Source organism: Arthrobacter sp. MDT1-49-2, assembly GCF_059090185.1.
This window is the reverse complement of sequence record NZ_JBNHFK010000001.1, coordinates 445202-471241: the sequence shown is the minus strand read 5'-3', so window position 1 is coordinate 471241 and position 26040 is coordinate 445202. Positions and strand designations below refer to the sequence as shown.

General features: G+C 67.6%; 27 protein-coding genes and 1 riboswitch. Of the genes, 17 read left to right on the top strand and 10 right to left on the bottom strand.

Annotation, left to right across the window (positions count from 1 at the left end; translation table 11 throughout):
- Window positions 1–4: 4 nt before the first annotated feature.
- The 14 genes from AC5RTS_RS02170 (at window position 5) to AC5RTS_RS02105 (ending at window position 12952) form a co-directional block, all read left to right on the top strand.
- The gene (locus tag AC5RTS_RS02170) at window positions 5–661 is read left to right on the top strand and encodes an MBL fold metallo-hydrolase (RefSeq protein WP_493990419.1); all 657 of its coding nucleotides are present in this window, start codon (window positions 5–7) and stop codon (window positions 659–661) included.
- 55 nt (window positions 662–716) lie between these two features.
- Window positions 717–1631, top strand: a complete 915-nt coding sequence (locus AC5RTS_RS02165; protein ID WP_493990418.1) for a cytochrome — start codon at window positions 717–719, stop codon at window positions 1629–1631.
- A gap of 44 nt (window positions 1632–1675) precedes the next feature.
- A complete protein-coding gene (def, locus tag AC5RTS_RS02160) occupies window positions 1676–2257 on the top strand; it encodes a peptide deformylase (RefSeq protein ID WP_493990417.1) in 582 nt (193 codons plus the stop codon).
- Window positions 2258–2268: 11 nt separating this feature from the next.
- Window positions 2269–3198, top strand: a complete 930-nt coding sequence (gene fmt, locus AC5RTS_RS02155; RefSeq protein ID WP_493990500.1) for a methionyl-tRNA formyltransferase — start codon at window positions 2269–2271, stop codon at window positions 3196–3198.
- Window positions 3195–4688: an RsmB/NOP family class I SAM-dependent RNA methyltransferase gene (locus AC5RTS_RS02150; RefSeq protein ID WP_493990416.1), complete on the top strand. Its 1494-nt coding sequence runs from the start codon at window positions 3195–3197 to the stop codon at window positions 4686–4688. The genes fmt and AC5RTS_RS02150 overlap by 4 nt, the downstream gene beginning before the upstream one ends.
- 25 nt (window positions 4689–4713) lie before the next feature.
- Window positions 4714–5382 (top strand): ribulose-phosphate 3-epimerase, encoded by a 669-nt coding sequence (rpe, locus tag AC5RTS_RS02145; protein ID WP_493990415.1) that lies wholly within the window; start codon window positions 4714–4716, stop codon window positions 5380–5382.
- Window positions 5383–5391: 9 nt separating this feature from the next.
- Window positions 5392–5544, top strand: a riboswitch (FMN riboswitch).
- Window positions 5545–5686: 142 nt separating this feature from the next.
- On the top strand, window positions 5687–6370 hold the full coding sequence (gene pnuC / locus AC5RTS_RS02140; protein ID WP_493990414.1) for a nicotinamide riboside transporter PnuC: 684 nt from the start codon (window positions 5687–5689) through the stop codon (window positions 6368–6370).
- Between the two features lie 2 nt (window positions 6371–6372).
- Complete coding sequence (gene ribD, locus AC5RTS_RS02135) at window positions 6373–7443, top strand: bifunctional diaminohydroxyphosphoribosylaminopyrimidine deaminase/5-amino-6-(5-phosphoribosylamino)uracil reductase RibD (protein ID WP_493990413.1); 1071 nt, start codon at window positions 6373–6375, stop codon at window positions 7441–7443.
- 41 nt (window positions 7444–7484) lie between these two features.
- Entirely contained in the window at window positions 7485–8132 is a 648-nt protein-coding gene (locus AC5RTS_RS02130) for a riboflavin synthase (protein WP_493990412.1), read from the top strand.
- The gene (ribB, locus tag AC5RTS_RS02125) at window positions 8133–8777 is read left to right on the top strand and encodes a 3,4-dihydroxy-2-butanone-4-phosphate synthase (protein WP_493990411.1); all 645 of its coding nucleotides are present in this window, start codon (window positions 8133–8135) and stop codon (window positions 8775–8777) included.
- On the top strand, window positions 8774–9433 hold the full coding sequence (ribA, locus tag AC5RTS_RS02120; protein WP_493990410.1) for a GTP cyclohydrolase II: 660 nt from the start codon (window positions 8774–8776) through the stop codon (window positions 9431–9433). The genes ribB and ribA overlap by 4 nt, the downstream gene beginning before the upstream one ends.
- A 36-nt stretch (window positions 9434–9469) precedes the next feature.
- Window positions 9470–9952: a 6,7-dimethyl-8-ribityllumazine synthase gene (gene ribH, locus AC5RTS_RS02115; protein ID WP_493990409.1), complete on the top strand. Its 483-nt coding sequence runs from the start codon at window positions 9470–9472 to the stop codon at window positions 9950–9952.
- Between the two features lie 167 nt (window positions 9953–10119).
- Window positions 10120–11523: an MFS transporter gene (locus tag AC5RTS_RS02110; protein WP_493990408.1), complete on the top strand. Its 1404-nt coding sequence runs from the start codon at window positions 10120–10122 to the stop codon at window positions 11521–11523.
- 343 nt (window positions 11524–11866) lie between these two features.
- The gene (locus AC5RTS_RS02105; RefSeq protein ID WP_493990407.1) at window positions 11867–12952 is read left to right on the top strand and encodes a DNA alkylation repair protein; all 1086 of its coding nucleotides are present in this window, start codon (window positions 11867–11869) and stop codon (window positions 12950–12952) included.
- Between the two features lie 252 nt (window positions 12953–13204).
- On the opposite strand, the gene AC5RTS_RS02100 is transcribed toward AC5RTS_RS02105, so the two are convergent.
- From AC5RTS_RS02100 to AC5RTS_RS02055, 10 genes are all read right to left on the bottom strand, one after another.
- Window positions 13205–14944 carry an HNH endonuclease signature motif containing protein gene (locus AC5RTS_RS02100; RefSeq protein WP_493990406.1) on the bottom strand — a complete coding sequence of 580 codons (1740 nt, stop codon included), beginning with the start codon at window positions 14942–14944 and terminating at the stop codon, window positions 13205–13207.
- 280 nt (window positions 14945–15224) lie between these two features.
- Window positions 15225–15494: an SRPBCC domain-containing protein gene (locus tag AC5RTS_RS02095; RefSeq protein ID WP_493990499.1), complete on the bottom strand. Its 270-nt coding sequence runs from the start codon at window positions 15492–15494 to the stop codon at window positions 15225–15227.
- 668 nt (window positions 15495–16162) lie between these two features.
- Complete coding sequence (locus tag AC5RTS_RS02090) at window positions 16163–17062, bottom strand: endo alpha-1,4 polygalactosaminidase (protein WP_493990405.1); 900 nt, start codon at window positions 17060–17062, stop codon at window positions 16163–16165.
- On the bottom strand, window positions 17059–17736 hold the full coding sequence (locus AC5RTS_RS02085; protein ID WP_493990404.1) for a spherulation-specific family 4 protein: 678 nt from the start codon (window positions 17734–17736) through the stop codon (window positions 17059–17061). The genes AC5RTS_RS02090 and AC5RTS_RS02085 overlap by 4 nt, the downstream gene beginning before the upstream one ends.
- 159 nt (window positions 17737–17895) lie before the next feature.
- Entirely contained in the window at window positions 17896–19227 is a 1332-nt protein-coding gene (locus AC5RTS_RS02080; RefSeq protein WP_493990403.1) for a hypothetical protein, read from the bottom strand.
- Window positions 19224–20735 (bottom strand): GT4 family glycosyltransferase PelF, encoded by a 1512-nt coding sequence (gene pelF, locus AC5RTS_RS02075; protein ID WP_493990402.1) that lies wholly within the window; start codon window positions 20733–20735, stop codon window positions 19224–19226. Before pelF ends, AC5RTS_RS02080 begins: the two co-directional genes overlap by 4 nt.
- A gap of 274 nt (window positions 20736–21009) precedes the next feature.
- A complete protein-coding gene (locus tag AC5RTS_RS02070) occupies window positions 21010–21579 on the bottom strand; it encodes a hypothetical protein (RefSeq protein WP_493990401.1) in 570 nt (189 codons plus the stop codon).
- A 220-nt stretch (window positions 21580–21799) separates the two neighbouring features.
- Window positions 21800–22105: a hypothetical protein gene (locus tag AC5RTS_RS02065; RefSeq protein WP_493990400.1), complete on the bottom strand. Its 306-nt coding sequence runs from the start codon at window positions 22103–22105 to the stop codon at window positions 21800–21802.
- A 125-nt stretch (window positions 22106–22230) separates the two neighbouring features.
- Window positions 22231–23415, bottom strand: coding sequence for an RNA polymerase sigma factor (locus tag AC5RTS_RS02060; protein ID WP_493990399.1), 1185 nt, complete (start codon window positions 23413–23415; stop codon window positions 22231–22233).
- 8 nt (window positions 23416–23423) lie between these two features.
- Window positions 23424–23831, bottom strand: a complete 408-nt coding sequence (locus AC5RTS_RS02055; RefSeq protein ID WP_493990398.1) for a YciI family protein — start codon at window positions 23829–23831, stop codon at window positions 23424–23426.
- 187 nt (window positions 23832–24018) lie between these two features.
- Here AC5RTS_RS02055 and AC5RTS_RS02050 point away from each other — a divergent pair, with 187 nt between their 5' ends.
- The 3 genes from AC5RTS_RS02050 (at window position 24019) to hisF (ending at window position 25988) form a co-directional block, all read left to right on the top strand.
- On the top strand, window positions 24019–24282 hold the full coding sequence (locus tag AC5RTS_RS02050) for a phosphoribosyl-ATP diphosphatase (protein ID WP_152218540.1): 264 nt from the start codon (window positions 24019–24021) through the stop codon (window positions 24280–24282).
- An 81-nt stretch (window positions 24283–24363) separates the two neighbouring features.
- Window positions 24364–25206 (top strand): ATP phosphoribosyltransferase, encoded by an 843-nt coding sequence (gene hisG / locus AC5RTS_RS02045; protein ID WP_493990397.1) that lies wholly within the window; start codon window positions 24364–24366, stop codon window positions 25204–25206.
- Window positions 25207–25217: 11 nt separating this feature from the next.
- Entirely contained in the window at window positions 25218–25988 is a 771-nt protein-coding gene (hisF, locus tag AC5RTS_RS02040) for an imidazole glycerol phosphate synthase subunit HisF (RefSeq protein ID WP_493990396.1), read from the top strand.
- Window positions 25989–26040: the final 52 nt, after the last annotated feature.

Genomic DNA, 26040 nt, shown 5'->3' with positions numbered 1-26040 from the left:
GACCATGACCCTGAGTCCGTTGGAGACGCCGGTGGAGGGACTGCTTGCCACCGGCACCGCCCGGCTGCCGTACCAGCACAACATTTTGCTTCGGTCCTTTGTGCTGCTCCGGCCCCAAAGCAATCTCATCATCTACAACTCACCCGGCATCACCGGCTCGGCCGCCGCCATCCGGGAGTTGGGCGGAGCGGAACGGCTGCTGATCAACCACGCCCACGAGGCCGTGTACGGTCCGCCGGGGATCGACGTCCCCGTGTATGTGCATCGGGATGACCGCGAAGAAGTGGGTGCTTCACTCGACGTAGCAGGGGTCTTCGAGCAGCGGGGGATGCTCGCACCGGACCTGGAAATCATTCCGACACCGGGGCACACGGCCGGTACCACCAGCTTTCTCTGGGATAACGGTTCCCTCCGGTTCCTCTTCACGGGGGATTTCATCTGGCTGGAACACGGGGAGTGGAAAGCGGTGGTCCTGGATCCGCAACTCCGTCCGGCTTACCTGGAAAGCCTGGCGCTGGTTCGGGAACTGGATTTTGACGTCCTGGTTCCGTGCGGGAGTACCGACGACGGCGCCTCCTACGGGATGGCGGGTTCCCCGCGCGGGATCCGCGAACGGGTGGATGCGATCATGCGCCGGGTCGAGTCCGGCGGCAGCCGCTGAATAGGGAGCCCGCCGGGATAACGGGACTGTCACCGCCGGGTGGCAGACTGGAACTATGACTGAACCAGCATTGGCGCACGCTACCGAACATGGACGGATGTACTCGCGGTCCCTCTCCGATCCGCCCACGGTGCCCTCTATTACGACCGTGATCAGCCAGGGGTCCACCTCCCTGGACGGCTGGCACAGCTACATGGCCGCCACTGCCGTTGTGAAGGATCCCAAGCTCAGCGCCGCCCTGGGAAACCCGTCAGCTTTGCGCAGCGTCGTCAAGGACGCGTCGTCTGCCTCCGAGCGCTACCGCGACGCCGCGGCGGAGCGGGGGACGCGCGTGCACTTCTACGCGGAGCAGGTAGCGCTGCGTGCACTGGACCGGCCGCACGAACTCGAACGTGCCCGCGAGGACCTGGCGTCCCGCGGTGAACATCAGTTCGCGGACCGGTTCGATGAATGGTGGAAGCTCTACGACGTCCAGCCCGTTGCACCGGAGATCACCGTCTGGAACGCGGAGGTCGGTTATGCCGGCACCTTGGACCTGGTGGCGCGGATAGGCGGCCGGCTGTGCCTGATCGACTACAAAACCAAAAAGACGGACCGTGACGGGCAGGTCAAACCGCTGGATGACAAGGTGGTGATGCAGCTGGTCGCCGGCATGAAGGCGCAGGAATCCCTGGTCGACGCCGGTGCCGGCACCTGGGAGCCGTGGGCCTACGGGCAGGAGCCGCTGCTGCTCGGCGTTGCCGTGGGCCAGACCGAGGTGCGGCCCATGCGCGCCAATCCGGCGGTCCTGCCCCAGCACTGGTACAAGTTCTGCGCGCTGCGCAGGGTCTGGCAGACCAACCTGGATGCCGCCGCCGCCGGCCGGGCACTGCTGCCCGTGCCCCCGCCTCCGGTCGGTGCGCACGCCGCTCCGGGCCCGGAGACCCCCATCCAGCCGCCCGCCGTCCCGGTGAGCGGCGGAGCCAACTAGACTGGATTCGATCCCCCGCAGCAACAGTAAGGAACGAACACCCGATGGCCATCCTCACTATCCGCACCCTCGGCGACCCGGTTCTTCGGACCCGGGCCGAAGACGTCACCGAGTTCGGGCCTGAACTGGCCAAGCTGGTAGCGGACATGGAGGAGACCATGGAGGACGTCGACGGCGCCGGGCTGGCAGCCCCGCAGGTCGGCGTCAGCCTCCGGGTCTTCACGTATCGGATTGACGGCCAGTCCGGCCACGTGGTCAATCCCGTGCTGAAACTGAGCGAGGACCGCCAGGAAGACCACCTCGAGGGATGCCTGTCCATCCCGGGTCTGGGCTATACGACACCGCGCTTCCGCTGGGCCCGCGTCACGGGAGTGGACCAGCACGGCAACCCGATCAGCATCGAAGGCGAAGGCATGCTCGCCCGCTGCTTCCAGCACGAAACCGACCACTTGAACGGTTCCCTCTATATTGACCGGCTCGAGGGCGAGGACCGCAAGGCCGCACTGCGGGCCATCCGGCAGCGCGAGTACGACGCCGTTGCCGCCCGCACCGTCAGCGAGCGTGCGCAGAGCGTCGGCTCCAGTTTCGGCGGCGCCTTCGTTGCCGGCCACAAGGCAGGGGCCTAGTCCGCGTGGCACTGCGAGTACTTTTCGCCGGCACCCCCGGTGTTGCCGTCCCGTCCCTGGACGCACTGATTGACGGCGGGTTCGACGTCGTCGGCGTCCTGACCCGTCCCGACGCCCCGCTGGGCCGCAAGAAGGTGCTGACGCCGTCACCGGTGGCTGCCCGCGCCGAGGAACTGGGCCTGCCGGTGATCCGCGCGGCCAAGGTCGATGATGAGGCCATTGAAGCCATCGCCGCTTTGGAGCCCGACGTCGCCGCCATCGTCGCGTATGGCGCCCTGGTTCCTGCCCGGGCCCTGACGGTGCCCAAGCACGGCTGGATCAACCTGCACTTCTCCCTGCTTCCCGCCTGGCGCGGGGCTGCGCCCGTGCAGCACGCAGTGATCGCCGGCGACGACGTCACCGGTGCCTCCACCTTCGTGCTCGAAACCGGACTGGATACCGGTCCCGTTTACGGCACGCTGACGGAAACCGTGCGGCCGGAGGACACCAGCGGGGATCTGCTGGAACGGCTCTCCCACTCCGGTGCGGTGCTGCTGGCCCAGACCCTCAGCGCCGTGGAGTCAGGTGCCGCGGTGGCCGTGCCGCAGCAGGGTGACATCACCCTGGCCCCCAAACTGACCATCGACGATGCCCGGGTTGACTGGACCCAGCCTGCTCTGGCCATCCGCCGCCGGATCAACGGCGTCACCCCCGAGCCCGGTGCCTGGACCACCTGGGACGGGGCCCGGTTCAAGATCGGCGCCGCAGTCCTGCGCCCGGACATCACCGACCTGCGCCCCGGCCAGGTCCGCTTCAGCGGAGGCGGCAGCGCAGCCGCACTGGTGGGCACCGGCTCCCATGCCCTGGAACTGCTGCGCGTGCAGCCTGCCGGCAAGAAAATGATGCCGGGGGCCGACTGGGCCCGCGGCCTCGCCAACCGTGAGGACGTGGTCTTCGAATGACCTCCCAGCCCGAAAAGAAACGCAACGAAAAGGGCCACGAACGCCGCCGCGCCGCCGTGAAAACCCGCACCGCCGTTGCTCCCGGCCAGCGCACCCGCGCGGCCGATCCCGCCCGCCTGGTGGCGTTCGAGGTGCTCCGCGCCGTCTCCGGCGAGGACGCGTACGCCAACCTGGTGCTGCCCAAGAGCATCCGCAAACACCGGCTGGATAAGCGCGACGCCGGCTTCGCCACCGAACTGGCCTACGGTGCGCTGCGCGGCCAGGGCACCTATGACGCCATCCTGGCCAAGTGCGTGGACCGTCCCCTGGAGCGTCTGGACCCGGCGGTGCTGGATGCGCTGCGGATCGGTGCGCACCAGCTGCTGGCCATGCGCGTGCCCGCCCACGCGGCCCTGGACCAGACCGTGGGCCTGGCCCGCGCCGTCATCGGGGCCGGACCCTCGGCGCTGATCAATGCAGTGCTGCGCAAGGTTTCGGCCCGCAGCCTGGAGGACTGGGTGGAGATCCTCACCGCCGGGGAAACCGATGCGGTTAAGCGTGCCGCCATTGAGCACAGCCATCCCGAATGGATTGTCCGCGCACTGCGGCAGTCCCTGGTGGCCCACGGCCGCAGTGTCGAGGAAATCACCGACCTGCTCCGCGCCGACAACGACGCACCCGTGGTGAACCTGGTGGCGCTGCCCGGTCTGGGTGATCTGGACGAAGCCAGGAAAGCCGGTGCAACCGACGGTGAACTGGTGAAGGATTCCGCACTGTTCGCGGCCGGCGACGTCGGCCGGCTGGACTCCGTGCGCGCCGGCACCACCCGGGTGCAGGACGCCGGTTCGCAGCTGGTGGCCCGTGCCCTGGCTGAAGTGGAGCTGGACGGGTCCTCCATCGATGAGGACGGCGTGGAAAAGTGGCTGGACATGTGCGCCGGTCCCGGCGGGAAGGCCACGCTGCTGGCCGCACTGGCCCATGAGCAGGGCGCCGTGCTGCTGGCCAACGAGCCGGCTCCGCACCGGGCCCAGCTGGTCCGCCAAGCCCTGGACGCGGTCCCCGGGGAAACCTGGAACGTTCGCACCGGCGACGGACGCACCATTGCCGAGGACTATCCGGAGACCTTTGACCGGATCCTCGTGGACGCCCCCTGCACCGGCCTTGGCGCCCTGCGCCGCCGCCCCGAATCGCGCTGGCGCCGCCAGCCCGGCGACGTCGGCGACCTGGGCATCCTGCAGCGCGAACTGCTGACCACCGCCGTTGACGCCGTAAAGCCCGGCGGCGTGGTGGCGTACGTGACGTGCTCGCCGCACCCTGCCGAGACCACCGCCGTCGTCGCCGACGTGCTGCGCAAGCGCAATGACCTGGAGCTGCTGGATGCCGGTGCCGCACTGGATGCGGTCAGCCTGCCCGGTGCGCTGGAGGCCGGCCACGAGTCCACCGCCCAGCTGTGGCCGCACATCCACTCCACCGACGCCATGTTCCTGGCGCTCATCCGCCGCAAAATCTGATCCGCCCGACCCCACGGAGACCCTAGTGAGCAAGTGCTGCATCAACCCGAGCATCCTCTCGGCCGATTTCGTCAACCTTGAAGCCGAGCTGGAGCGGATCAGCGCTGCCGACGCGGTGCACGTGGACGTGATGGACAACCACTTTGTGCCCAACCTGACCATCGGGCTGCCCGTGGTGGAGCGGATCCAGCAGGTGTCGAAGCTGCCGCTGGATGCGCACCTGATGATCGCCGACGCCGACCGCTGGGCACCGTTGTATGCCGAGGCCGGCCTGGCCTCCGTCACCTTCCATGTGGAGGCCGCGACCGCGCCGATCAAGCTGGCCCGCGACCTGCGGGACCGCGGTGCCAAGGCGGGCATGGCGCTGCGTCCGGCTACCCCGGTGGAGCCGTACCTGGACATGCTCTCCGAGCTGGACATGCTGCTGATCATGACGGTGGAGCCGGGCTTCGGCGGACAGAAGTTCCTTGATGTCACCCTGCCTAAGATCCGCCGCGCTGCTGACGCGGTGCGCGGATCCGGGCTGCCGCTGGCCATCCAGGTGGACGGCGGGATTTCCGCCGAGACCATTGAACGGGCTGCGGAAGCCGGCGCGAACGTCTTTGTGGCCGGGTCCGCCGTCTACGGAACAGGTGATCCCAATGACGCTATCCGTAAACTGCGCGCCTCCGCTGAGGCGGCTGTGCAAGAATAGTTCCTAACAAACGTGCTCCGGGGTCGGTGTAATTCCGAACCGGCGGTTATAGTCCGCGACCCGCACTGCTGACACTGGTGAAATCAACACCGGTTCAGCGGTTCGGTTGAATCGGTGAAATTCCGATACCGACAGTTAAAGTCTGGATGGGAGAAGCACGTGCAGTTTGTTGTTCCGCCGGCTTTGCCGACCCTTCCAAGGGGACCCGTCTCGGGCTCCGTGTAAGGGTCTCCTCCGGCGACACACCTCCTGCCGTACGCCTGTCGTACCCACCCCGGAGCATCAGCTTAGGGATAAGGACGACATGGATTTTCTGCGGTGGCTCTTTGACGCACAACTACCGGTGGGCTCAAGCTCGCTGCTGGTGCGCGAACTTCTCGGCAACATCTTCGGACTGCTCAGCGCCCTTGGCGGCATGCGCCGGAAGGTCTGGGCCTGGCCCGTCGGCATTCTGGGCAACCTGCTGCTGCTCACCGTTTTCCTCGGGTCCATCTTCAGTGACGCCGATACCGCCACGCTCCTGGGCCAGGCCGGCCGGCAGATCATGTTCATCGCGGTCTCGGTGTACGGGTGGCGGCGCTGGCAGCAGAGCAAAACCAGCGGCGACGCCGCCGTCACCCCGCAGTGGGCGACCGGCCGGCAGCGTATCGGCCTGGTCACCGCGATGCTCCTGGGCACCGTGGCCCTGACCCCGGTCTTCGCCCGGCTGGGTTCCTACGAACCGGTCTGGGCCGACGCCTGGACCTTCGTCGGCTCGCTGCTCGCCACCTACGGGATGGCCAAGGGCTGGGTGGAATTCTGGCTCATCTGGGTGGCCGTGGACATTGTGGGCGTGCCCCTGCTCTTCAGTGCCGGGTACTACGCCACTGCCTTTATGTACCTCTTCTACGGTGGCTTCACCCTCGCCGGGTTCTTTGTCTGGTGGAAGGCGAAGAAGAATGAGAAACCGCAGGTGGAAGTCCTGATGCCGGATATCCGGACCCGCTGACCATGAGCCGCGAGGACTTCACCGCCGGCGAGGTGGCCGCCATGGACGAAGCACTGGACCTGGCGGCACGGGGCGTGCGGGGTGCCAATCCGCTGGTCGGGGCGGTGATTCTCGACGCCGACGGCGCCACCCTCGCCACCGGGTACCACCGTGGCCCCGGCACGCCGCATGCCGAAGCTGATGCGCTGGCCAACGCCCGCGCAGCCCGGGCGGACGTCAGGGGCGCCACCATGGTGGTGACCCTGGAACCGTGCAACCATACCGGCCGCACCGGCCCGTGCTCACGGGCCATCATCAACGCCGGCATGGCCCGGGTGGTGTACGCGGTCGCGGATACCAGCGGCACCGCTTCCGGGGGAGCAGCGGCCCTGCGGGCCGCCGGCATCGAGGCCGTCGCCGGACTCGGCGCCGGACCCGCCGCAGAGCTGAACGCCCGCTGGACTGTCGCCACGGCTGAACACCGGCCCTTCATCACCCTGAAGCTTGCCTCCAGCCTGGACGGCCGGATTGCTGCGGCGGACGGCACAAGCCAGTGGATTACCGGCCCGGAAGCCCGGCAGGACGGGCAGCGCCTGCGCGCCCTGGCGGACGCCGTCCTGGTCGGCACCGGAACGGTTTTGGCAGACAACCCCCGTCTGACCGCCCGGGACCCAGACGGCCGTGAGTCCCAGCGGCAGCCGCTGCGCGTCGTCGTCGGCCGCCGGGCCGTCCCCGCAGACGCCGCAGTCCGTGGAACCGACGGACGGTTCCTGCAGCTGCCGGAGCACAGTCCGGCCGACGTCGCCAAGGAGCTCTACGGACGCGGCGTGCGGCACGTACTGGTGGAAGGCGGCGCCACCGTGGCCGGCGCCTTCCTGCGGGCCGGCCTGGTGGACGAGCTGGTGGTCTACACCGCCCCGCTGCTGCTGGGAGCGGGACTCGCCGGCGTCACGGGGCTGGGCGTGGACACCCTGAGCCAGGCGCCGCGGTGGCGGTGGGACCCTGCCGGCGGCGGCACCGTCAAGCACCTGGGCCCGGACCTGCGCCTGCGGCTGGAGCCCGGCTTCTCAATAACCAGCCCGGCTTCTCAATGACCAGCCGCTTCTCTATGACCTCTGAACCAAAGGATGCATAAATGTTTACCGGCATAGTTGCTGAACAGGGCAGCGTGGTTTCCCTGGCACCAAACACCGACGGCGACGGCGCCGTCCTGGTGATCACCGCTCCCGTCACAGGTGAGGGGCTGGAGCCGGGCGGCTCCATTGCCGTCAACGGCGTCTGCCTCACCGCCACCGGCATCCGGGAGGGCGCCATCAGCGTGGACGTGATGGGTGAGACCCTCACCCGCACCACCACCGGCGAGCTGGCACCCGGTGCCACGGTCAACCTGGAACGCTGCGTCCCGGCCGGCGGACGGCTGGACGGCCATGTGGTCCAGGGCCATGTGGACGGCGTCGGCCGGTTGCTGGAACGCGAAAACCTGGGCAGCTGGGACCGGCTGCGGTTCGCCGTTCCGGCCCCGCTGGCCAAGTACATTGCGGAAAAGGGTTCCATCGCGGTGGACGGCGTCTCCCTGACCGTCACCGCTGTGAGCCCGGCGGGCGAGGAGGAGCAGTGGTTCGAGGTAGGACTGATCCCCACCACGCTGGCCGAAACCGGACTTGGGAAGCTGGCGCCAGGGGACAGGGTCAACCTGGAAGTGGATGTGCTGGCCAAGTACGCCGAACGCCTGCTGTCCTTTGCCAATCCGCGCGGGCACGGCCACCACGTGAAGGAGGCGTAAATGAACGCACCCGCCATGCACATTGTGCTGAACCCCGTGACCGAGGCCGTGGAGGCAATCGCCGCCGGCCGCGCCGTCGTTGTGGTGGATGACGCCGACCGCGAGAACGAGGGCGACATCATCTTCGCCGCCCAGCACGCCACCTCCGAACTGATGGGCTGGACCATCCGCCACACGTCCGGCGTGGTCTGCGTGCCGCTGCCCGGCAGCTACGCGGACCGGCTGGAGCTGCCGCCCATGACCGCGGTGAACCAGGATGCCAAGGGCACCGCCTACACCGTGTCCTGCGACGCCGCCGAGGGCACCAGCACCGGCATCAGTGCCTCGGACCGGGCGCTGACCGCCCGGGTGCTCTCGGACCCCGCTGCCGGGCCGGGGGAGCTGCACCGGCCCGGACATGTCTTTCCGCTGCGTGCGGCCGACGGCGGAGTCCGCGAACGCCGCGGCCACACCGAAGCCGCCGTGGAACTCGCGAAGCTGGCCGGATGCACTCCGGTGGGCGTGATCGCCGAACTGGTGCACGACGACGGCGACATGATGCGGCTGCCGGCGCTGCGGGACTTTGCCGATGCGCACGGGATTCCGCTGATTTCCATCGAGGACCTGGTCCGCTACCTGCAGGCACGGGAAGGAGACCGGGCATGAGTGAGGCAGCAGCCAACCCGCCCGTCCTGCCGGGGCCGGAGGTGCATCTGCCCACTGCCTTCGGGGATTTCACCGCCACCGCGTGGACGGACAGCCGCACCGGCGTCGAACACATGACCCTCTCGGCCCCCGGTACCGAAACGGAACGGTCCGGCACGCTGGGGGAGGGCGCCCCGCTGGTCCGGCTGCACTCGGAGTGCCTTACCGGAGACGTCTTCGGCTCCTACCGCTGCGACTGCGGCGAACAGCTGGAGCAGGCCATGGAACTGATCGCCCTGTACGGCGGAACCATCGTGTATCTGCGCGGCCAGGAAGGCCGGGGGATCGGCCTGGCCAACAAGCTGCGCGCGTATGCGCTGCAGGAAGCCGGGGCGGACACGGTGGAAGCCAACGAGCAACTCGGCCTGCCCGTGGATGCCCGTGATTACCAGGCCGCCGCGGACATCCTGCACCGGCTGGGCCTGCACCGGATCCGGCTGCTGACCAACAACCCGGCCAAGCAGGACTGGATGCGCCGCTTCGGCATCGAGGTGGAGGCCATGGTGCCCTCCGAGGTTCCCATCCGAGCCGAGAACGAGCGGTACCTGCAGACCAAGCGGGACCGGATGGAGCATCACCTGACCTTGCTGCGCACCAAACCCGTGCAGCAGAGCTAACCCCCCCCTTTCAGACCCTTCCAAAGGAGCAGCATTATGAGTGGACACGGCGCGCCCACCACCAACCTCACCGGGATCCGACTTGCCGGGGTTCCCGTCCGACTGGCCATTGTCGCGGCCAGCTGGCACACCGAAATCATGGACGGACTTATTGCCGGTGCCCTGCGTGCTGCCGAAGAGGGCGGTCTGCAGCCGAAGCTGATCCGGGTGCCCGGCAGCTTCGAACTGCCTGTTGCGGCGGCCCGGCTGGCACCCCACTATGACGCAGTGGTGGCGCTCGGCGTCGTGATCCGTGGCGGTACCCCGCACTTTGACTACGTCTGCTCGGCTGCGACCAGCGGCCTGACCGATGTCAGCGTTTCCACCGGCACACCTGTCGGCTTCGGGGTCCTGACCTGCGACACCGAGCAGCAGGGGCTGGACCGTGCCGGGCTGCCGGGCTCCTCGGAGGACAAAGGGTACGAAGCGACGGTGGCTGCCGTGCTGACTGTGGCAGAGCTGCGCGCCGCCGGGGTCTAGGCCGGCCGTTTGGCCGGCCGTTCGGGCTGATCGCCTGGGCTGGGCACTTGGGCCGGTCGTCTGGGCCAAGGGTTTGGGTCAGCCGCAGCAGGCCGTTTAGGCCACGCGTTTAGGCCAGCCGCCTGAGCCAGCCGCAGCAAAGTGCCCACCCGGGATATTCTCGCAGGATGGACAACATGCGTCGGGGGCGGCCCGGCGAAGGACACAAAAGCGACCCGCCAGAACCGGGGGTCCTGGACGACGCGACCCGCATCAGGGTCCAGCGACGCACCCTCTCGGTGGTTGTGCTCAGCCAGGTGCTCGGCGGCGCCGGTCTGGCCGCAGGTGTCACTGTCGGGGCGTTACTGGCACAGGACATGCTCGGCTCGGAAGGTCTGGCCGGTCTGCCGGCCGGACTGATCACTCTCGGTTCGGCGCTGGCCGCCTACCTGGTGGGACGGGGTACCCAGCGGGCCGGGCGGCGGATCGGACTGGGGACGGGCTTCCTTGCGGGAGGGCTCGGTGCTTTGGGCGTGGTTCTCGCAGCCGTGATGGACAGCCCGCTGCTGCTGTTTGCCGCTCTGTTTCTTTACGGAGCCGGAACGGCCACCAACCTGCAGGCACGATACGCCGGCACCGACCTGGCCCTGCCGGACCGCCGGGGACGGGCCATCAGTATTGCCATGGTCTCCACAACCGTCGGCGCCGTTGCGGGCCCGAACCTGGTCACTCCCATGGGCCGCTTTGCCGAAGGGCTGGGGATTCCTGCCCTGGCCGGGCCGTTCCTGCTTGCCGGCACCGCGTTCCTGGCCGCCGGCGTCGTTCTTTTGGTGCTTTTACGTCCTGACCCTTTCTTCCTAGCACGGCGGTTGGCGGATGCAGGGACAGGATCTGGGGCGGGTAGCGCGGCGGGTTCTGGGACAGGTATTGGGGCAGGAGCCGTCGGCTCGTCCGGATCGCGGGAGTCGGATGGTACAGATGATCCGGACGAACTGGCGGACTCGGCAGACTCGGCGAACGGAGCCGCCGCCCGTCCCGGCACCGGCGTTTATGTGGGTGCTGCCGTGATGGTGCTGACCCAGATTGCCATGGTGGCGGTCATGACCATGACTCCGGTCCACATGCTCGCCCACGATCACGACCTTGCTGCGGTCGGTGTAGTGATCGGAGTCCACATCGGCGCGATGTATTTGCCCTCGCTCGTGACCGGTGTTTTTGTGGACAGGATCGGCCGCACTCCCATGGCGGTCGCCGCCGGCACCACGCTGCTGCTGGCCGGAGTCACGGCGGCCCTCGCCCCTGGCGGTTCCGTGGCGCTGCTGGCTCTGGCCCTTGCCCTGCTCGGCATTGGCTGGAACTTCGGTTTGATCTCCGGTACGGCCCTGGTGGTTGACAATACGGCCCCGGAAATCCGGCCGCGCGTCCAGGGCAAGATCGACGTGTTTGTGGCTGTGGCCGGTGCCGGTGGAGGGACCCTGTCCGGGGTGGTGGTGGCCGGCAGCAGCTATGCCGTGCTGGCACTTTCCTGCGGCATTCTGGCCCTACTACTGATTCCCGTGCTGCTCTGGGCCCGTCCTGCGGGCGCTGTCTAGCTGTCTGCCCGCGCAGTGTAAGCGGGTCCGACGCGGAGGACCGCAAGGGTCGGCCACGTAACCCTGCTGGCAGAACGCTGCGCTGCCCAAAACGCTGCGATGGCAGAACCCTGCGCTGGCCAGAACGCTGCGATGCCAGGACCGTGCCCGTGGAAGCCGTTGTGTCGCACAGCACGCGATCTTGAAAAACCACGCTTGCCCGCGATCCCGTGACGCCATGATCCCGTGGGCAGCATCGTTACGAAGGCCGCAGCCGCCACCTGAGAAACTGGGGTCCAAACACGTCACGGTGCGGAGCGGTCCTAGCTGCCGCCCGTTGGGGAGAGGACACACCATCGGCGCGATGGACGACATGCTGGGGCCCACCGAGGTTTCGGCGCTGCATAAGGCATTGGTTACTGCGGCACCCGGGACCGATCTGGCCGGACTGCCGGCTGTGGTGCAACAGTTGGAGCCGCTGTCGCTTCGGGGCCGGACCGACGTCGTCGCCGATGCCCTTGTGGATGCGCTGGGTTCCTATCCTGCCGCGGCAGCTGCGTTCCGTGCGGCGTTGGAGGACCCGGCGTTCACCGGGTGGATGCTGTGGCCGGTCACCGAGGCGGCAGTCACGCTCGCCTTGCAGTCCGGTGGGGATGCTGAGTTCGACGACGCGTTGGTGCTGCTGGCGGACCTGACGCCGCGGCTGACCAGCGAGTTCGCGATCCGGAGGTTGCTGCGGGAGCGGCCGGAGCGGGCGTTGAACATCATTCAGACATGGACTGTCCATCCGGATCAGCACGTGCGGAGGTTGGCCAGCGAAGGCACCAGGCCTTATCTGCCCTGGGCTGTTCGGGTGCCGCAGCTGATTGGCAGGCCGGAGGCAACGCTGCCGATTCTGGAGGCGATGCACAACGACCCCGAGGACTACGTTCGCCGCTCTGTGGCCAACCATGCCAACGATCTGGCCCGGCATGCTCCGGACCTGGTCCTTGAGGCGGCTGCCCGCTGGCAGCAGACCGGGACGCCCGGCAGCAGCTGGGTGGTGCGCCACGCTTTGCGCACCCTGATCAAAAAGGGAAACCCGGGCGCTCTGGCGCTCATGGGCTTCGATCCGGCCGAGGTCAGTGTCACTGACCTGCATGCGGATGCTGAGATCATCACGCTGCCTGCCGTGCTGGCCTTCGGATTCCTGCTCACCAATACCGGGGACACTCCGGCAAAGCTCGTCGTAGATTACGCCGTGCACTACGTAAAAGCCAGTGGCGCCAGTGCCGAAAAGGTATTCAAACTGGCGACCGTGGACTTGGCTGCGGTGGAGTCCCGGAAGCTGTCCGGCCGGCATGCCTTTCGGCAGATGACCACGCGGCGGCATTATGCCGGGCTTCATGCTCTGGAACTGCAGATCAATGGCATCAGGCACGGCCGGTTGGAGTTCCGTCTGGAAGTCTAGGCTCAGGAAAAAGCCCTCAGGGGTTACCTTCCGCCCTGGTTCGTACGGCTCCGGCGCAGAGGCATAGTGGTTTGAGCGGAAGCACCGATCCAATCCTGCTTAGGACGACGGCGGCACGTCACCGTGGGCACTACGCACCGGCGCCACGCCGCTATGCACCGCTGCCGCTCGGCTGCCACGCCGTTGCTCCACCGTTGCCTGTCGGCTGCTGTTCCTCTGCGGCGTGGTTCTATGGTGCAGGACAGGATCCTCTTAGAACGGCGGTACCTCTTCCAGTTCCGGTTTCGATGCCGAGCGTTCTGATGCTGAGCGTGCCCCAGCTGATTGATCGGCGAGTTCCAAATAGGGTTCGGTCCGGTAGGTCCGTCCGGTAGGCGAGGTCCATTCCAGCACTCCGGGTTTGGGCTGGCAGGCCTTCCAATAGCCCAGGGTTTTGAACCGATGATGCCTCCGGCACAGGTGAGCCAGGTTCGAATGCTCGGTGTTCCCGCCTTTGGCCCAGTCAGTGGTGTGGTCAATCTCTGTCACCCCGGTACTGACCCGGCATCCAGGGAACCGGCAGGTCCCGTCCCGTGCCCGCAGCCACCGGGCGAGTCCGGCAGGGACTTTCCGCCGCCTGCCAACGCCCAGGATCTCGCCGGTGTGCGGATCCCGGACGAGTCCGGTCCAACGGGTGGCGTTGCGCGCCAACCGTCTGGCAGCTTCAGCACTGATGGGACCGTAACCGTGCAGTTCGGCGGGCTGCTCGTCAGCACCGAAGAGAGTCTCGGCGTTGATCAGGACCATGATCTCGGCGCGAGGGACGACGCTGTTGTCGTCCGGATCGATGTGACCGTTACCGGCTTTGTCCATGTGCCCAGCCCTTACGGCCGTGCCAGCATGAGCTCCGCCGTCGGCCGCACTCGTGTCACCCCCACAGCCGGTCGTTCCGTCGTGGCCGCAATGGCCGGCCTTGCGTGCGTAACCACCGCGGCCTGATCCGAGGCTGCCCATCAGCAACTGGCACAGGATGTCGGCACGCAGCTGGTCCCGGTTCCTCGGGTCTCCTGCCTGCTGTTCTCCCTGAGCGCTGGTGCTCAGGGCGGTGTAGATCTGCTGGGCCTCCGGTGCCGGCAGCAGAGCGGACAGCCAGGACATGCCATCCTCGGCCGGATCGAGGGTGACCTTCCGTTTCTCGAAGGCGCTTTGGTGCCGGGCGGGAATGGTGTGCGGATACTTCTTCTCCCGCAGCCTGCGGGCTTTGGCGGAGAACTGCGCCCGGGTCTGCCCTTCGGCAGCGCTCAGCAGGTCCGCTTCCAGTTCCGGCAAGTCAGCGGCGGGAACGTTCTCGCACTGGTCCAGAAGGACCTGCGCATGCCCGTAGCTGAGCGTACCGTCTTCCAGTGCTGTGAGGGTGGCGGTGTGCGGGCCGCAGAGCCTGCCTGCTTCGTCCATCAGCCGCTGGGCAGTCATCTGCGGTACCTTCAGGATGGCCGCACACTCGGCAGACGCAAGGCTGAACGCCATACCCGGCTCCAACCGGCCGGACGCTTGCTGGTAACTGTCCCGAAAGACCTCCTGCATCCGGTTCATCAGCCGGGCCTGCTGCGCCTGCGCCCAGGACATCAGGTGCGCCATCCGGCCCAAGGCCTCTCCAGTGGTTACTTCGTCAAAGGACTCGAGGTTTGCCAGTGCCAGGGTTCCGGTAAACCCGTCCGGGTAACCGTTGGTGGGGCTTCCGGCAGCGGTGGGGCTGATGAACTCGGAAGTGCTGGTCGAAGCAGTGGCATCGGATGAAGCGAAGTGACTGGCTGCACCCTTGGAACTCGCGGCAGGCACGGCATCCGTAAGGCCGACGCCCGGATCGATAGCCCGGGCAGCACGATAAACCGCGAGGCTGGGCGTCGCGCTCGGTTTCGAAGGCGCACCCGCACTGCCGGCCGACTCGTCACGCGGAAGGTCTTCGCCGGCCGGTATGCCCGTGCCCTGCTCCGTTTTCTCGTCCCGATCCATACCTCAGGATTTCATCCGGCACTGACATTTCCGGACCAAAAACAGGCCCAAAAGGGCGCCGCGAAAAACTCGAAATACCCGTCTTTTTCGTGCGGCTACCTGGACGAACGGTGAGGCGGATGGATGACACCCAGCGGACAGATTATCGTCCGACTGTGGCCGGCCTAAAGTTCGGCCAGCTCCTAGTACCTGGGCCAAAACTCCTCCGGGTCCAGCCGCTGTCCAGCCAGCATGGCTTCCAGATACAACAGATGCGTATGCCAGCCGGGCAGATAGTCGGCTATCTCCGTACCAGTTCTTCGTGGATGAGTTCCAACCGGGTTCCGCTGCCATCCGGGGTGAGGCCAATCCGGAGCAGCGAACGCGGCTCGTCGGGGAATTCCCAGCTCATGACCAACAGGCGTCCCGGAATGCAGTCCTGAATGGTGCTGGTCGAGAAATAGTCCTCGGCGTGCCTGATGGTCACTACACCTCCCGGGACAAACTCACCGGAAAGAAGCGGACCCAGCCAGTGCGGCAACGCCTCGGAATCCGTCAGGCCCCACCACACCCGCTCGGGTAAGTGGTAAGGACCAGGCAAGCACCACTCGTTCGGGGGCAGGCTCAATGGATCGGCTGATCAGCGGCATGCCGGGAGCCTACCTGATAGGGGATTCTTGAGTCATGAGTCCCGTACGGAACTCGGAAGTAACTCCGGTGTGGCCGGCTGATCGGGTTACCCGGGATCGAGCACGTAGGCAGGCAGACCGCCGAAGAATAAGAGAATCAGGACGGCGATTCCTCCCGCCAGAAACCAAATGAAGCGTCTGTGCTGCGGGGTCATGTCCACATGGTGCCACAGCGGACCCGGCGCAGCACGGCACTGCAGCGGACCCGGCGCAGCACGGCACTGGGGTGGACCCGGTGCCACATGGTGCCACGGCGGACCCGGTGCCACATGGTGCCACGGCGGACCCGGCGCCACATGGCACTGGGGAGGAGCCTGCGCAGCACGGAACCACGCCGGCCGTACGGGGGTGCGACGGCGGCCGTACCGTGGGCCGCGACGCCGGCCGTACCGTGGGCCGCGACGCCGGCCGTACCGTGGGCCGCGACGCCTGCCGTACGCGTGGGTCGCGACGCCGGCCCTACGCAGGGGTGCCGAAGCCGGCCGTACACGTGGTGTCAGGCCAGGATCACTTGGGATCATACGGGCCCAGCGGGCTGCCTAGGAAAGCATCAGCAGGACTCCCTGGCAGCGCCGAGGTTCAACGGCTTGAGCATGGAGGACAACCCGAGCCGTGCGGACTCGGAACAGAAGTCCAGCGGACCCTCGTATTCGACATGCAGTACGGCCTTGCCCGCCTCAGTGAACGGCGCATAACTGTCACATTCGCCGTACCGCATGCACTCCTCATTAATCGCGAAATCAAAGTCCTCCACCAGGTCCGGAATCTGGTCCAGGTCATTCTTCAATGCCACTGACAGGCCCCGGTTCCGCGCCAGCGCCGCCACGGCACGGTTGTAGGCCAGCTGGTCCTCGGCGGTCAGGGGGAAGCCGGATTCGTTGGCGTAGCCGTCCACGTTGTCCGGTTCCACCGCATCGAACCCCTTGGCTGCACAGGTGTCCATCCGGTCCGCCATGATGGGCAGCAGGACGTCCGTGCGGCGGATGTCCAGCCAGCGTTCATCCGGCCAGCCCTCAAGGGGGTTGCCAAGGACAACGTCCGGAAACCGGCCGGCATCACCGCGGTACTCTTCCCAGGAACCTGCGGAGAGGTAGCAGATGACCCCGCGTCCGGCGCGGCGAAGGGTGTCGACGTCGGCCGCGGAGGTGGTCTCATAGTCGACGTCATAGGTGTCCGCGCCGACGCCCAGATCCAGCGGGCCGGAGAGCTGCCACTGCCAGCTCCCGCCAGGGGGCGGTGCCCAAGTAGTGCCCGACGATGGCGCCCCGCTCCCCGACGACGGCGCCCCGCCCCCTGACGACGTCGCCACGCCTCCGGTCGACGGCGCGGAGGTGACGCCGGCGGCAGGGTCCGGTGCTTGGGAAGCCGGGGACCCGCCGTCGTCCGCCGAAACACACCCAGACAGCAGCACCAGCAGCAGGAGGGCAGCAGCCGGGATGCGCCGCCTCACGATTCCACCCGGGGGCTGGCTGCCAGACGCTCCGACACCGCAGAAGGAGGGCCGAGCCACGGATTGGGCAGAGACCGGTCAGTGGCAAAAAGATGGCCGGCACCGTGGCGCGCGGCCGCCAGACGGATGGCGGGGTTCTGCACGGGGGAGCAGGTATGGACCAGGTGCCACAACCGCGAGGGGGGTACCCGGCATGCCCAGCGCGGATGCCGGAAGCCTGCGTAGGCCTCGGCGGTTCCCTCGAAGACCGAGGTGACGTCAAAGAGTTCCAGATGATCAGGCGAAGGAAACACCCCCGGATTGGCAGCAAGGAAGGATACTCCCGCTCCCCGGGCCGCGCCTGCATAGTGGCGGCAGCGGTCCACGGTATCGGGAGCGGAGGGGACTTCGTCGAACATTATCCCGTCCACGCCGTAGAAGCGCTGCCACGCGCGGATTTCCCGGACGACGTCGGCGGGCGGCCGGTGTCCGTAGCTCAGGGTGACGTAGCCGAGCAGCCGGATGTGCCGCAGCCTGGCCACGGCCCGCGGGTAATAGGGATCATCCGATTGGCCGGGACCGTTGTGGACGTTGAGGACGGCAAAGGACACCTGTTGCGCGGCGAGCCAGGCCCAATCCTGCGGTGCGGCCGCGGGATGGACGTACCAGGGGATCGCCAGCCGAGGCGGATCCATGGGCGGATCCGTGGGCGGTGACGTCACGTGGGCCGCGTCCACTGCCGGACGGCCCTCACCGACGGGGCACCTTCACAGCCGGCCCGAGCTTCGCAGCTGGCCCGACCTTCACACAGCCCGGCGCCATCACAACCGGGCACCTCCGTAGCCGGACTACCCTCATGCGTACGTCCGCGGATCGGCGACCCGGGTCAGCAACACGGTGATGCCAATGGCCAGGAATCCCAGGGCCACCACGAGTCCGGCCAGGTTGCCCACCACAATCCACGCTCCCGCCGCCAGCGATGCTGCTGCGGCAAAACCCACTGCTCCGCGCGGCAGCCCGAACGCGTTGAGCGTGGTGGACGTGGTGGCCAGCGAGCTGAAGGTTGCCGCAACAATCACCGTGGTGGCCACCCGGTTTTCCTCCACAAGGAAAAGGACCACGAGTGCGGATACCACGGCGGAAATGACCACAATAGCCGCGGATATGGCCATGGTCAGCCCCCAGGCGTTCCGGGCGGCATGGCGCAGCAGCGGCGTGCGCTGGGAGGACCACTGGAGGCGCTGGCGCATCAGTACGAGCGCCGGGTCCGTTGCCGCAGCGGCGACGACGGTGGCTGCGACCAGGGCGGTGCCCTCCCACGCCGGCAGCCGGGTCAGGGCCATCGAGAGCGCGGCGGCAAGGAAACCGGCCTGGGCCGCCGGAGGAACAGCAGCTTTCCAATCGCCGCTGTTCAGGACCCGCCGCTCCTTAATGGTGCGCTGCTGGGCAATGAACAGCACGGTCACAGCCAGGATGACCGTCAGGGCCACGATCGCCACGATGACGGGAGCCGTGCTGTGGCCCAGCAAAATCTGCAGGGTGACCACGGCCGTGCCGAGGGCGAGGACCGCCAGCAGGAAACGGGACCGCCCGAGGATCACGAGCATGGACACAATGCAGGAGTACCAGCACCAGGCCATGAGCAGAACGGCCGCAGAGCCATCGTGGGCAGGCAGCAGCAGGGACACCACCAGGTAGCACGCCAGCACGGAGGTCACGAGCAGCATGGCCGCGGTTCCGCGGGCAACGCCGCGCTTGAGCTGGCCGACGCCGGCGTAGGCCCAGACAATCCCGGAAACCGACTGTCCGATCACCCAGGCGCCGATACCGGCGATCAGGATTTCACGCGTGGTGGCCGCCAGCATCGTGGCGGTAAGGCCGCCAAGCACCGCCCCGAGAATCAGGATGATGGCCCGCCGGACGGCTTCCAGCAGGGCGCCCTTGCCCAGCCAACCCCGAGGCCCGTGGAGGACACGGGTGGCACCGCGGACCTGCACCATGGTCTGCGCGTAGGCAAAAACGTCCGCAGCACCGTGGCGCTGGCGGACCAGACGGTCACTGAGCCCGGACGCCTCCAGCCGTGCCGTGATCTCGAACGTATCCACGGCGTCATAGGAGATGCCGTCTTCATCGAACTCCGGCAGGGGATTGCCGGAGGCGGGCAGGGTGACACTGTCGGCGCTCATACCGAGAGCCCCAACGCCGCTTTGTCCACGCTGAACGCCCTGGTCGGCGGCAGCGGTCCGGAGTGTTCGAAGAGCACCCGGTCCCGACCCGCGTCGTAAGCCTTGCGGTAGCTGGCGAGGCAGCGCTCGAGCGTGAATTCGGCGAGGGCACGACGTCGTGCGGCGGCGCCCATGGCCGCGCGCCTCGTGTGGTCGGTGAGCAGCGCGATGCAGGCGTCGGCGAACGCCACATGATCCCGGGCGTCCACGAGCATGCCCGCCGTGTGCTCGTCATCCAGGCATTCGGCTACGCCGCCAACATCTGTGTTCACCGTGGCGCGTCCGCACATCATGGCCTCGATCAGGGTGAACGGCAGCCCCTCCGAGACACTGGACAGGGCCACCACGTGGCCGGCGGCGATGGCGGCGCGGCTGCCCTTGGTCGGGCCTTCCCAGCGCACGGCGTCGGTGATGCCGAGCATTTCCGCCTGGTGAACCAGACCCGCCCGGTAACCGAGGTTTTCCGGCGGGGTGGGGCCGAAGATGCGCAACTGGGCGGTTGGCAGCCGTTCACGGACCAAAGCGAAGGCCGAGAGGAGCGTCCCGAGATCCTTTAGCGGATCTATCCGGCCCACAAAGCTAATGGTCGGCACGTCAGGCTCCGTGGTGACCGGCTCAAACTTCGCCGGGTCCACGCCGTTGGTAATGGTGTGGATACGTTCCGGACGGGCCCCGAGCCGCCGCTCCCAGCGGACATTGAACTGGTTCACCGGCAACACCATGTGTGCACTGGTGACGGCTACCTGGCACAGACGGCGCAGGAACGCCGTCACCGCCCGCCGCACCGGCCAGGAGAAATCGGCGCCGTACAGCGCCAGGTACCGCTCGCGCAGATACACCCCGTGTTCGGTCAGGAGAATCGGAGTGCCGTGCCGCCAGGACTGGGCCAGGGCGATCAGTGAGGAAGGCCCGTTGCTGGAGGCGTGGATGACATCCATGCCGGACAACCGGCGGTCCACCAGTGCCAGGGCACGGTCCACAATGCTCGCGGCCATCACTGCGTCCGCGACCGACATCGGCTCTTCGCCGGAGCTGACCAGATGCCGGGTCCAGGCGGTGAGAATGGGCTCCACGGATCCGCGGCTGGCGAGGGCATGCGCCAGCCCTACCTTGTTGCTGATGTCCACCAGGTGCCGGAGGGCATTTTCGGTCCTGCCGATCGGATCCGCAGTATCGGGTCCCAGAGCCGCATCCCACAGCCGCGTGAGTTCATACTGGACGGCTTCGATCGCATACCGGCGCCGGCTGCCGTGCCGGAGCGGTGAGACGGTAGGGCCCCAGACCGGAACCAGGCTGACGGTCCGCACATTGGGCGGCAGTTTCCAGATCGGCCGGCCGGCGTCGCCCCCGGTCAGCGCCACGAGGTGAAACTCGTGCTCCGACAGGCCGGTGACCAGCTGATCACACCAGGTGCTGACGCCCCCGGTCGCTACCGGATATGTGCCCTCGGTGATCAGCGCTATCTTCATCGGCTCATCCGTCCGGTGGGCCGAGGGCGCCGAGGCGCCCGGAGGAGTCCCGGCGGGACGGAAACGAGCACGTGCGGCATATTTGAGGCCTTCTCCTGGATGGACACCGTCATCAAGCGGCGATATCGGCCTCCAGTAGACAGCTTCCGCCGATGGCAGACATAAGTACCGGCTACGTGTTTCCTACCCGGGTGATGCGTGCAGGCGGCCGCGGCAGGACCGCCGGCCCGGCGTCGTCGTCGGCCCCCACCCGGGCGTTAAGCGGCGATCGGGACTACTCGACGTCGTAGACGGCAGCCGGATCCCGCTCGAGTATGCGGTCCCGCATTTCCTGCTTGAGGGCTTCCAGGTGGGCCAGTTCGGCGGACGTCTTGTCCGGCTTGCCGGTCAGCTCGATGAACTCATCGGTGACGATGCCGTCATCGCGGATCACGCAGGTGACCGTGGCGTCCCCGGTGCTGAGCTCAAAGACGTAGCGGGCCAGGGTGCTGCCACGCTCCGCGCGGGCCAGATCGGGAAGCACGGCGTAGCGGTTTTCGGTGACGGCCCGGGTGACGAGTTCGAAAGTGTCCCGGGCGCCCGGCCCGCCGAACGGCGTGCGCACCCGGATGTCACGGCGCTCAACCCGGCCGTCGGCGCTGCCGGCTGCCAGCACCGGCAGCGCCCGGCCGAGTGCGGAGAAGGCATGTGCGACGCCGCCGGGGAAGCCGGGGCCGTGATACTTCATGCAGTCAGCAAAAGTGAAGGTGAGTTCGACGCCGTCCTCCCAAACGGTGAGGGTCCGGTCCGGATGGGGGATGGGCGTCGGTTCGGGACGTTCGGGCATTGCTGCATGCTTGCTCATGGGGAGTCTTACTTTCGGTGCTGTGCTGGGGTTATTTGCCTGCCGGTGCTGGTCCCCGGCAGCTCACCGGGCGCCGGTGAATCCGTCTAAAAACGGTATCAGGGCGCGGAAGTCCGGGGTAAATGCCGTTAATCCGAAGAGACGGGCCACGGAAGGTTCCTTGCTGAAACGGGGGTATCGGCGTGATCCAGCCGCGGTTGGTCCTGTGGGCAGAGGCTTGCTAACCGGCCAGCGAATAATGCGACACGGTTTGGTCCCGGTCGAGCAGGTACCGGTCGTCTTCCGGATAGAAGACGGCCCGGCCGACGTCGTCGCCCGCAAAAGCGCGGATTGCGTCCAATGATTCCCACACCGAGACCGTGACAATTTCGCTGCGGCCATCCTCCAAGCTGCGGGTGAGGATCCAGGCGCCGACGTTGCCCGCCGTGGCGCGATACTCGTTTATCCCTGTCTCCTGGACGTATTTGACGTAAGCCTCAAGGTCGGGGGTGCGCACAACGCCCCGCCAGGTCCGCACAGTTCGCATGGAAGGCCCTTTCCTCATAACGCTCCGCTCTATCAAGGCGGGGCTGTGGGTTGCCCAGGAAGCAGGAGCCTAGTCCCCGGGTATGGGGGAAGCCAGAGTAAGGAATCGGGCCGCACAGCACCGGGTCACCCGGTGTCCTTCCGCACGGCGGCATTCAGGCGCGCCGCCTGCAGGGTCAAATGCTCGCGCTCGGCCAGGTTCGGTGCGGCCAGCGCGGCCTCCGCGTAGAGCCGGGCGGCGGTTCCGAGGTCGCCGTTGTGCTCCTGCAGGTAGGCCAGCGCGGCGGTGCGCCGGGGGAGCGCGGGATCCAGGTCCGCGAGGGCGGCCAGCCCGGCGCGCGGTCCGTCCGCCTCCCCGACGGCGACGGCCCGGTTCAGCTTCGCCACCGGGCTGCCGGTGAGCCGGACGAGTTCGTCATACCAGGAAACGATTTGCGGCCAGTCGGTCTCCGCGGCGGTCTGCGCATCCGCATGCAGGGCGGCGACGGCGGCCTGCGCCTGGTATTCGCCCAGCCGGTCCCGGGACAGCGCCCGCTGCAGGATCCCCACCCCTTCACGGATCAGCCCGGTGTCCCAGAGGGCGCGGTCCTGCTCGGCCAGCGGAACCAGCCGCCCGCCGCCGTCGGTCCGTGCCTGCCGGCGGGCGTGGTGCAGCAGCATCAGGGCCAGCAGTCCCTGCACCTCCGGATGGTCGACGGCGGCGGCGAGCTGGCGGGTGAGCCGGATGGCTTCGGCGGCGAGGTCGATGTCGCCGGAGTAGCCCTCGTTGAACACCAGGTACAGGACGCGCAGCACGGTGGAGACATCGCCGGGTGACTCGAACCGGACAGCATCGAACCCCACTCCGGCGATGGTCCGTTTGGCGCGGCTGATCCGCTGTGCCATGGTCGCCTCGCCTACCAGATAGGCGGTGGCGATCTGCCGGGTGGTCAGCCCGCCCACGGCGCGCAGTGTCAGCGCCACGGCCGAGGACGGGGACAGGGACGGATGGGCGCAGAGGAAATACAGCGCCAGCGTGTCATCGGCGGAGCTCGCGACGCCGGTCGGCGGCTCGGCGTCGAGCTTCAGTTCACGACGACGGCGGGAGGACTCGGCACGCGCGGCGTCCAGGAACTTCCGCCACGCAGCGGTGACCAGCCAGGCTCTCGGATCCCGGGGCGGGTGATCCGGCCAGCTGCGCAGGGCTTCGAGCAGGGCGTCCTGCACCGCGTCCTCGGCCGCCGCGAAGTCTGCTCCGCGGCGAACGAGGGCGGTGATGGCCTGTGGGGTGAGGATCCGGATCTGCTCCTCATCCACGCTGCCGGGGTGCATGGCCGGCGCTATTCCGTGATGGTAATGGGCGAGCCCAGGAACGGCCGCAGTTCGATCCATTCCTGCAGCGGTTTCCCGCCGGCAGCCGGCGCGGCGGAGAGTTCCCCGGCGAGTGCGACGGCGCGGTCATAGTCGTCCACATCAATCACCATCCAGCCGGCAATCAGATCCTTGGTTTCCGCGAAGGGACCGTCGGTCACCGGCGCCCGGCCCTCGCCGTCGTACCGAACAAAGGTGCCCTCCGGCGCGACGGCCTGCCCGTCAATGTACTCACCGCTGCCCTGCAGCCTGTCGGCGAAGTCCTGCATGAACTGCATGTGCGCGGCAACTTCCTCGGGGGTCCACTGGTCCATCGGCACGTTGTTGAGCGGTTCCGGTGCACCGCGGTAATGCTTGAGCAACAGATACTTGGCCATGACGGTCTCCCTTGTTCTCCTGGAACTTTCCTTCGACGACACCGCCATTGTGGCGGTGTCGTACAGGGGACGGAACGGGGGTGGGGATTTCGACATCGCATCGCCGGGCACGCCGCCGCCGGGCCGCCTCGTCATACCCCGCCCCACGATTCCGCCCCACCCGGCGCCACAGCGTACCCTTGAGCATGTGAAAACCTTCGAAGACCTCTTTGCCGAGCTGAGCCAGAAAGTTCAGGACCGCCCCGCCGGGTCACGCACCGTGGCCGAATTCGAGTCGGGCGTGCATGGCATCGGTAAGAAGGTTGTTGAGGAGGCCGCCGAAGTGTGGATGGCCGCCGAATACGAATCTGATGCCGAATGCGCCGAAGAAATCTCCCAGCTGCTGTACCACCTCCAGGTCCTGATGCTCGCCAAAGGCCTGACCCTGCAGGACGTTTACAAGCATCTCTAGCCGCGCGCTGACCTTGCGTCAGTGTGTGGCCCGCCGGTCGAACCTTCTCAGTAAAACGAACTTCCAGCGAAAGATGCTTCCATGCTCCGTGTAGCCGTACCCAACAAGGGTGCCCTGTCCGAATCCGCCTCCGCCATGCTCAACGAGGCGGGCTACCGCCAGCGCCGCGACACCCGCGAACTGGTCATGGTGGACCCCGATAACGACGTCGAATTCTTCTTCCTCCGCCCTCGCGACATCGCCGTCTACGTCGGAGCCGGAACGCTCGACGTCGGCATCACCGGCCGCGACCTGTTCCTGGACGCGCAGGTGGACGCGGAGGAAGTGCTGAGCCTCGGCTTCGGCGCCTCCACGTTCCGCTTCGCCGGCCCGGTGGGGGACTTCACCTCCGTTGATCAGCTCGAAGGCAAGCGCCTGGCCACCAGCTACGACGGCCTGCTGCGCTCCTACCTGGCCGAACGCGGCATCAATGCCTCAGTGGTCCGGCTCGACGGCGCCGTGGAATCCTCGGTGCGCCTCGGCGTCGCCGACGCGATTGCCGACGTCGTCGAAACCGGCACCACGCTGCGCGCCGCCGGAATGGAAATCTTCGGCGAGCCGATCCTGAAGTCCGAGGCCGTGCTGATCGGCCGCAAGGGCGCCAGCCCGGCCGGCGTCGACGTCCTCATCCGCCGCCTGCGCGGCGTGCTGGTTGCCCGCCAGTACGTGATGATGGACTACGACGTCCGCAAGGACCTGGTGGAGCAGGCCGCCGCCCTGACGCCGGGCCTGGAATCGCCCACCGTGTCCCCGCTGCAGAACAGCGACTGGGTGGCCGTGCGCTCCATGATCAAGAAGTCCGACACCAACCGGATCATGGACGAGCTCTATGACATCGGCGCCCGGGCCATCCTGGTCAGCTCCATCCACGCCTGCCGGATCTAGGGAGACGCACCATGAGTGTTGCCATCCGCGTCATCCCCTGCCTGGATGTCGACGCCGGGCGCGTGGTCAAGGGCATCAACTTCGCAGGTCTGCGTGACGCCGGTGATCCGGTGGAACTCGCGCACCGGTATGACCGCGCCGGTGCCGACGAACTGACCTTCCTCGACGTCACCGCCACCTCCGGCAACCGTGACACCACGTTCGACGTCGTTGCCCGCACCGCCGAAGAGGTCTTCATTCCGCTGACCGTCGGCGGGGGAGTGCGCACCATCGCGGATGTCGATAAGCTGCTGCGTTTCGGCGCGGACAAGGCGTCCATCAACACCGCGGCCGTTGCCCGGCCGGACGTGATCGATGAGATTACCCGGCACTTCGGTTCGCAGGTGCTGGTGCTCTCCGTGGACGCACGGCGCACGCACGACGGCGCCACGCCGTCGGGCTTCGAGGTCACCACCCACGGCGGGCGCACGGGCACCGGGATCGACGCCGTGGCCTGGGCGAAGGAGGCTGCCGACCGCGGTGTGGGGGAGATCCTGCTGAATTCGATCGACGCCGACGGCACCCGCGAGGGGTTCGACATCGAGATGATCAAAGCCGTCCGCGCCGCGGTGGACGTGCCGCTGATCGCCTCCGGCGGTGCCGGCAAGCCCGAGCACTTCCCGGCCGCCGTGATTGCCGGGGCCGACGCCGTCCTGGCCGCCTCGGTGTTCCACTTCGGCCCGGACGATGCGATCCACCAGGTGAAGCAGGCCATCCGCGACGCGGGGTTCGAGGTCCGCTAGCCGGTGCCCCTCACGGCCGATCAGGGGCCGGCCGTGAGGGCGCGCAGGGCTG